This is a genomic window from Amycolatopsis sp. NPDC004747 (assembly GCF_053601335.1).
In genome coordinates this window covers 81,144-88,175 of record NZ_JBSGBQ010000041.1, presented here as the reverse complement: position 1 = coordinate 88,175, position 7,032 = coordinate 81,144, and the positions used below count along the sequence as shown (strand labels likewise).

The 7,032-nt window shown below is 70.5% G+C and carries 8 protein-coding genes; 4 read left to right on the top strand and 4 right to left on the bottom strand.

From position 1 onward, the window contains the following. Window positions 1-410: 410 nt before the first annotated feature. Genes ACWEGE_RS41285 through ACWEGE_RS41270 form a run of 4 tightly spaced genes read right to left on the bottom strand, consistent with a single transcriptional unit; the run spans window position 411 to window position 3,590 of the window. Entirely contained in the window at window positions 411-1,316 is a 906-nt protein-coding gene (locus tag ACWEGE_RS41285) for a haloalkane dehalogenase (RefSeq protein ID WP_449665933.1), read from the bottom strand. A 23-nt stretch (window positions 1,317-1,339) separates the two neighbouring features. Then, window positions 1,340-1,789, bottom strand: coding sequence for a DUF350 domain-containing protein (locus ACWEGE_RS41280; RefSeq protein ID WP_449665932.1), 450 nt, complete (start codon window positions 1,787-1,789; stop codon window positions 1,340-1,342). A 37-nt stretch (window positions 1,790-1,826) separates the two neighbouring features. Next, window positions 1,827-2,993: a glutathionylspermidine synthase family protein gene (locus ACWEGE_RS41275; RefSeq protein WP_449665931.1), complete on the bottom strand. Its 1,167-nt coding sequence runs from the start codon at window positions 2,991-2,993 to the stop codon at window positions 1,827-1,829. Then, window positions 2,994-3,590: a hypothetical protein gene (locus ACWEGE_RS41270; RefSeq protein ID WP_449665930.1), complete on the bottom strand. Its 597-nt coding sequence runs from the start codon at window positions 3,588-3,590 to the stop codon at window positions 2,994-2,996. Window positions 3,591-3,685: 95 nt separating this feature from the next. On the opposite strand from ACWEGE_RS41270, the gene ACWEGE_RS41265 reads away from it, so the two are divergent. The 4 genes from ACWEGE_RS41265 (at window position 3,686) to ACWEGE_RS41250 (ending at window position 7,013) form a co-directional block, all read left to right on the top strand. Then, window positions 3,686-4,714, top strand: a complete 1,029-nt coding sequence (locus ACWEGE_RS41265) for a septum formation family protein (RefSeq protein ID WP_449665929.1) — start codon at window positions 3,686-3,688, stop codon at window positions 4,712-4,714. Next, on the top strand, window positions 4,714-5,064 hold the full coding sequence (locus ACWEGE_RS41260; RefSeq protein ID WP_449665928.1) for a metallopeptidase family protein: 351 nt from the start codon (window positions 4,714-4,716) through the stop codon (window positions 5,062-5,064). The genes ACWEGE_RS41265 and ACWEGE_RS41260 overlap by 1 nt, the downstream gene beginning before the upstream one ends. Before the next feature lie 166 nt (window positions 5,065-5,230). Beyond that, window positions 5,231-6,496 (top strand): MFS transporter, encoded by a 1,266-nt coding sequence (locus ACWEGE_RS41255; RefSeq protein WP_449665927.1) that lies wholly within the window; start codon window positions 5,231-5,233, stop codon window positions 6,494-6,496. 40 nt (window positions 6,497-6,536) lie between these two features. After that, entirely contained in the window at window positions 6,537-7,013 is a 477-nt protein-coding gene (locus ACWEGE_RS41250) for a hypothetical protein (protein ID WP_449665926.1), read from the top strand. The last annotated feature ends 19 nt before the right edge of the window (window positions 7,014-7,032 follow it).

Sequence of the window (7,032 nt, the reverse complement as noted above, 5' to 3'; positions counted from 1 at the left end):
AAATCCACTCAGACAACGGATACGCGCAGCGCGTGTCACAGCCCAGCCCCGCCTGGACACCCCTAACTTAGCGGTATTGCCCGTCCGGCGAGGACGATCTTTAGAGCCGCGGCAGACTTTTCGCCGCCTTCTCTGCTTCTGCCGCGGCTTTGCCCTGCCGCGGCAGAGCGGGTCCGACCTCCCCCGCCCCTCCGGTAGGAGTTTCAGCCGCCGCTCGGCTGAAGAGATAGCTGGGATGAGGGGCGGGGGAGGTCTGGTGACGTCGTTGGTTGCCTTGCGCACCCGGCCGGCGGTTTAGGTGTCCTCTGTGGACAACTCGCTGCTGCCGCCCCACCCTGTGGACAACCGACTCGTAGGTCGCCGATTCCGTCGGTCCCCTCCGCTAGCCTGGAAATCGGGGGCTGCTCAGTTCACCCGCGCACGAACCGCGCCACGTGCTCGGCCAGCTCCTCGCCCTTGTCCTCCTGCAGAAAATGCCCCGCTCCCCCGATCACCGGGTGCTCCAGCCCCTGCGCACCCCTCATCGAGCGCCGCAGGATCGGTGCCATCCCGCCCGTGATCGGGTCGCCGTCCGAAAACGCCACCAGGAACGGGATCTCCAGTTCCGTCAACGTCTTCCACGCTTCCCGGTTCGCCGCCGATGCCGGGTCGTCCGGGCGGTACGGCACCAGCGAAGGCATCGCGCGCGGGCCCGCCTTGTACATCTCGTTCGGGAACGGTGCGTCGTAAGCCGCCCGCACCTCCGGTGACAGCGGTGTGCGGCAGCCCGACTGCACGAACCGCGCCACGTCCAGCACCGGGGCCTTCTCGATCGCCGACCGGAATGCGTGCCACTCCGCCGGCATGTCGACGTCGCCGGTGGGCAAGCCCGTGTTCGACGCCACCACCCGGGAAAAGCGGCTCGGCGACGACGCCACCATCCGCAGCCCGATCAAGCCGCCCCAGTCCTGGCCGACCAGTGTCACCTCGCGCAGGTCCAGTGCGTCGAACGCGAACCCGCGCATCCACTCGACGTGGCGGGCGTAGCTGTGGTCGGCCACGTTCGCCGGCTTGTCGGAGCGGCCGAAACCCACCAGGTCCGGCGCGATCGCGCGCAGGCCCGCCGCCGCCAGTACCGGGAGCATCTTGCGGTACAGGAACGACCAGCTCGGCTCGCCGTGCAGCAGCAGCACCACCGGGCCGTCCGCCGGGCCCGCCTCGACGTACCCCACTCTGATCCGGCCGCCGTGGGGGTCCGCCAGCTCCGCGTAACGGGGCTCGTACGAAAAGTCGGGCAGGTCCGTGAACCGGTCGTCCGGTGTCCTCAGCAGGCGCACGGACCCCACGGTAGTGGCGAACGTCAGGAGATGCCGACCGCCACCACGAGACCCAGGCCGAGGTGCGCCGCCGCGACGACGATGCTCACCGGCGCGAACTTCTCGCTCTCGATCGTCGAGGCCACGTCGATGCGGGTCGCCCACTCCAGGAGCCGGACCGCGATCACCTGGACGATGATCCCGAGCAGGCCGTAGACCAGCGAGGTGATCAGGCCCTCGGTGAGGTCGCTGGCCGAGTTGAAGATCGCCACGACGACGATGAACGCCATCGAGAGCATCCCGGACGCCGTCACGATCACCGCGTTCGGCAGGCCCTGCGTGACCAGCTTCGACAGCTTGCCCGGGGTCGTCCAGTCGATCGCGTAGAAGCCGGCGAACATCAGCAGCAGGCCGATGACGCCGTAGAGCAGGATCGCGCCGATCCCCCGCACGAGGTCGGAGCCGAACGTGTCGGAGAGCGCAAGGGTCGTCACGAGTTTTCTCCCGGAAGGTCAGCGATGGGGTGTTTTATCACGATTCGATGATGCGGTGTGGGACGAAGGCCGCACCGTCGTCGGTGACCAGGCCGCCGGTTTCGCGGATGCCCAGGCCCGCCGAGCTGTCGCCGACGATCCACGCACCCAGCGCCGGCCGGTAGCCGTCGAACTCGGGCAGCGGGTCGAACGCCTGGTAGACGAAGCCTTCCGCGCCGTACACGCCGTCGGTCTGGGTCTCGTAGCCGGTGGCGACGATCTGGACGTTCGCGCCCTCGCGGCCCAGCTTCGGCTTGCGGACGTACTCGGTGAGGATGCCCGGGTCGTCGGCGAACGCCGGGAGCAGGTTCGGGTGGCCCGGGTAGTTCTCCCACAGGATCGCCAGCAGCGTCTTGTTCGACAGGATCATCTTCCACAGCGGCTCGATCCACAGCGTCCGCGGCAGCGACTCGACGGCGTGGCGGCCGAACTCCTCGTCGACCACCCACTCCCACGGGTACAGCTTCAGCACGGTCGCCATCTGCGCCTCTTCGAGGTCGACGAACCGCTTGAGCACCGGGTCCCAGCCGATCTCCTCGATCGCCAGGCCCACCGTGTCGAGCCCCGCCTCGGCCGCCGTCTCCTGCAGGTACGCCGTGGTGACGTTGTCCTCGCCCGACGGGTCGGCCGCCGACCAGGTGAAGTGCAGCTCGTTCGAGGGCAGCTTGTCCCGCAGGACCGACCACCGCTCGACGAGCTTCTCGTGGATCGAGTTCCACTGGTCGTCGTCCGGGAAGACGTCGGTCTTCCAGTGCCACTGCAGCAGCGACGCCTCCAGCAGCGTGGTCGGCGTGTCCGCGTTGTACTCCAGCAGCTTCGCCGGCGACTTGCCGTCGTAGCGCAGGTCGAACCGGCCGTAGACGTGCGGGTCCTGCCGCTTCCACGACTCGGCGATGTGCGGCCAGACCCACTCGGGGATGCCGAACCGCTGGTAGCCCTCGGTCGTCACGACGTTGTCGACGGCCTCCAGGCACATCGAGTGCAGCAGCTCGACGTCGGCCTCGAGCGAGAGGACCTCGTCCATGTCGAAGACGTAGTGCACGGACTCGTCCCAGTACGGCCGCACCCGGCCGCTGCTGTCGCGGGCCGGCGTGCCGTAGACGAGCCCCTGCTCTTCGACGATCCGCTGCCAGTCGCGCCGCGGCTCACGCCGGTCCCGGTACACCTACGATCCCCCGCTCTTGCCGCTGCCGCCGCTGCCGCTCTTGCCGCTGATGCCGAACCCGCCGCGCTGGACGGACTTGCCGGTCTTCGTCGTGACGTTGGTGCGGGCCGACGGCGCGTCGTACGTGCCGCCGGAGACCCGCTGGCCGATCACGCCGGTGCCGCCGTAGTTGTAGCGGTAGCTGTTGTAGCCGCCGCCCGGGATCGGCAGGAACAGGAAGCCGCCGCTGTGGTAGCCGCCGTGGCTGGTGACGTAGTTGTCGTCGCAGTAGTCGTCGTTCTGGACGACCCCGCCGGCGTCGGTGCAGACCGCCGTGACGTTCTCGGTCTTCGCCACCGTGTAGAACGTCGCGACCAGGCCGACGAGGCCGACCGTGACGCCGCTGCCGATCAGGATCTTGCGCCGGGTCGCCGCCTTGGCGTCGGCCTGGCGGGCCAGCTCCTCGTTGCGCTCCTCCTGGGCGAGCGCCTGCTGACGGGCCCGCTGCTCGGCCAGCGAGGGCTGGCGGGGCTGGGTGTTGGAGTCCTGAAACCTCATCGAGCCGCGCTTCGGCGGCTCGGGGGGCGGCTGGTCCCCAGTATTGTTGTCCTGCGTCATGTGCGCTCCGTAATCACCGGCCACCGCGGAAACCGTGACCACCCTAACCACCCGGACCGCGCGCGTCATGCGCGGCGCGGGCATCATGGAGTGCGATGTCTTCCAGCGCCGATCGGTTCCCCACCGCCAGCCAGACGCTGCGCACCCGCGTCGTGATGGGCGGGATCTTCGCGGGCGCGCTCATCGCGCTCGCGCTCAGCGTCCTGTTCACCGGTGGCGGCGGCTTCGCCGGCGGGGCGGGCGGCGGCGCCGGCCGGCTGTCCGCGGCGGCCCAGGAAGCCTTCCACTCACCCCCGGGCAGCTGCCTGACCTGGGACAACCCGGACGCGAGCGACGCGCGCAAGGTGGCCTGCACCCAGCCGCACCTGTTCGAGGTGACCACGCTGGTGGACATCGGCGCCCAGTTCCCGGAGGGCGCGCCCGTCCCCTCGCTGGACCAGTGGCAGCAGATCGCGCAGCAGAAGTGCACCGCGGACGTGAAGCCCTACCTCGGGCACAAGCTCGACCCGTACGGCAAGCTGACCACGAACCTGCTCCGCCCGACGCCGTCGCAGTGGGAAGACGGCGACCGCCAGCTGCGGTGCGGCCTGCAGTGGGCGGCCCCCGGCGGCAAGCTGCTGCCGACGACCGGGCCGGCCAAGGACCAGGACCAGTCGCCGGTCTTCGAGCCGGGCACCTGCCTGGCACTGCTCGGCAAGGGCGTCGGCGATCCGACCGACTGCACGAAGCCGCACTCGTACGAGATCGTCGCGACCCTGGACCTCAAGTCGAACTTCAAGGATTCCTACCCCTCCCAGGACAACCAGAAGGCCTGGCTCGACACCGAGTGCAACAAGGCGGCGGGCAGCTACACCGGCGGCGCCGACCTCGACGCGAAGAAGCTGATCCTGACCTGGGACTTGCGGGAGCAGGAGAGCTGGGACGCCGGCTCGAGCAAGGTCAACTGCAAGGTCGCCTCGGTGCTGCCCGACAAGAGCGGCCTGCAGGCGGTGACCGGCAGCATCAAGGCCGCGCCGGCGGGCCCGGACGGCGGCCAGCCCCAGGACGGCGGCCCGCCGTCGGACGGCGGCGGTGGCCCGGCCACGCCGAACCCCGCACCTTCGACGGCGAAGCAGGGCGGCTGATGCCGGTCGAGATGAGCCGGGAACGCTTCGAGGAGCTGGTCTCCGAAGCCCTGGACGAGGTGCCGCGCGAGTTCGCGAAGGCGATGGACAACGTCGTCGTGCTCGTCGAGGAGTTCAACGACGAGGCGCCGGACATCCTCGGGCTCTACCACGGCATCGCGCTGACCGAGCGGACGTCGTCCTACGGCGGGGTGCTGCCGGACCGGATCTCGATCTACCGGCAGCCGATCCTCGCCATGTGCGAGGACGAGGACGAGGTCGTCGAAGAGGTCCTGATCACCGTCGTGCACGAGCTCGGCCACCACTTCGGCATCGACGACGCCCGGCTGCACGAGCTCGGCTGGGGCTGACCCGGCGGATTCCCCCGTCCCACCAGGACAGTCCACCGAATTCCGCGCTTGCCACCGGAAACTGTCGCGAGTTTCACTAGTAGTGACAACGTGACCACGCGCCGCCATCACCGCGGTTATCCTCGTACCCGAAGTCGTTGGGCATCGATTCGTGCGGGGAGGCACAGTGAACGAAGCCCGGAACGACGGCGGTGGCCGAAGACTCACCTGGCTGCTGACGTCGAGCGCGGCGTCCCACCTGGGGGACGGCATCGGCAAGGTGGCCCTGCCCCTGCTGGCCACGACACTGACCCGCGACCCGGTCCTCATCGCCGGGCTGTCCGCCACCCAGTTCCTGCCTTGGCTGCTGTTCGCGGCGGTCGCCGGGGCGCTGGTCGACCGGATCGACCGGCGCCGCGCGATGATCGTCGCGAACACCGTGCGGGCGGCCGCCGTCGGCGCGCTGGCCGTGCTCGTCGCCGCCGGCGGCATGACGATCTGGCTGGTCTACCTGACCGCGCTGGTCATCGGGACCGCCGAGACCATCGCGGACAGCGCGGCGAACGCGCTGATCCCGGCGGTCGTCGGCGACGGTTCCCTCGACGCGGCGAACAGCAAGCTGCAGGCCTGCGAGATCGTCGGCCAGACGTTCCTCGGCGGCCCGGTCGGCAGCCTGACGTTCGCGCTCTTCGCCGCCCTGCCGTTCGTCCTCAACTCCGCGGGCTTCGCGATCGCGGCGGCCGTGCTGCTCGGGCTGGCGGGCACCTACCGCGGCAAGGCCGAGGCGCCGGCCGGGCCGGCGGGACTCCGCACCGAGCTCGCCGACGGCCTGCGCTGGCTGCGCGGGCGCCCGCTGCTGCTGCGGCTGGTCGTCGTCGCGGGGCTGCTCAGCCTGGTCAGCGAACTCGCGCAGGCGCAGCTGGTGCTGTACGCGCTGGAGGACCTCCACCTGTCCGACGCGACCTTCGGGTTCTTCGCCTTCGCCGGCGGGATCGGCGGCCTGCTCGGCGCCGGTGCCGCCCCGCGGCTGGTGCGGGCGACCGGCCGGCTCCCGGTCGTCGCCGGCGGGATCGTCTGCTGCGGGCTCGGGTTCGGCGGGATGGGCCTGGTGCGCTCGCCGGTGGCGGCCGCGGTGCTGTTCGGCCTCTTCGCGGCCGCGGTGGTGGCGGTCAACGTCGTGCTCGCCACGGCCCGGCACACGCTGGTACCCGGCGAGCTGCTCGGCCGGGTGCTCGGGGTGTGGCGCACGGTCGTCTGGGGCGCGATCCCGCTCGGCGCGCTGCTGGGTGGCGTGCTGACCGAACGGCTCGGTTCGGCCGCGCGGACGTTCGCCGTGTCGGGCGCGGCGATGCTGGTGATCGCCGCATTCGCGTTCGGCGCGCTGCGGCGCCACTCCCTCGGTGACAAATCGGACTCAGCCGCGGCGCTGACACACCACGACCCGGGATTGTGAGCTGAAATAGCTCCTCACCCAGGTGGTGAGGAGGCAGGTCATGCGCACCGTGGACCCGGGAACCGGCACCGACGCCGATCCCGACTTCGACGAGCCTTCGGAGGAGGCCGAGCCCAAGCCGCCCCCGCCGTCACGCCGGTTGCTCGTGCTGTGCGCGGTGGCCGGGTTCGTGCTGGGCGGCAGCGTGCTGGGGCTCCTCTGGGGACTGTCCGGAGTGCACGCGGGCGCGCTCGAAGACGCCGTCGCGGCGTGCCAGGCGCTCGACCGCGTGGGCGAGCTGCCCGACACGAGCCGCGACGCGCAGCCGTCGCTGACACCGAGCCTCAGCTCGGAGCGGCTGCACCGGATGATGGCCGCGCGCGAGCTGTCCGCGGCCGCCGCCCAGGTGAACGCGAACTACCAGCCGCTGGCCGACCACATCGACGGCGTCAGCCGGATGGTGCTCAGCCTGCACTTCAACGACATCTCCGGACAGCGGCACCTCACCGAAGCCAAGGAGATCTGCGGCCGGATCTGAACCGCCGGGCGAAGCCCGT

Bases quoted from the DNA above. Each gene is read 5' to 3' on its own strand.
- ACWEGE_RS41270 (WP_449665930.1), bottom strand. From the start codon at position 3,590: ATGACGCAGGACAACAATACTGGGGACCAGCCGCCCCCCGAGCCGCCG.
- ACWEGE_RS41265 (WP_449665929.1), top strand. From the start codon at position 3,686: ATGTCTTCCAGCGCCGATCGGTTCCCCACCGCCAGCCAGACGCTGCGC.
- ACWEGE_RS41260 (WP_449665928.1), top strand. From the start codon at position 4,714: ATGCCGGTCGAGATGAGCCGGGAACGCTTCGAGGAGCTGGTCTCCGAA.
- ACWEGE_RS41250 (WP_449665926.1), top strand. From the start codon at position 6,537: ATGCGCACCGTGGACCCGGGAACCGGCACCGACGCCGATCCCGACTTC.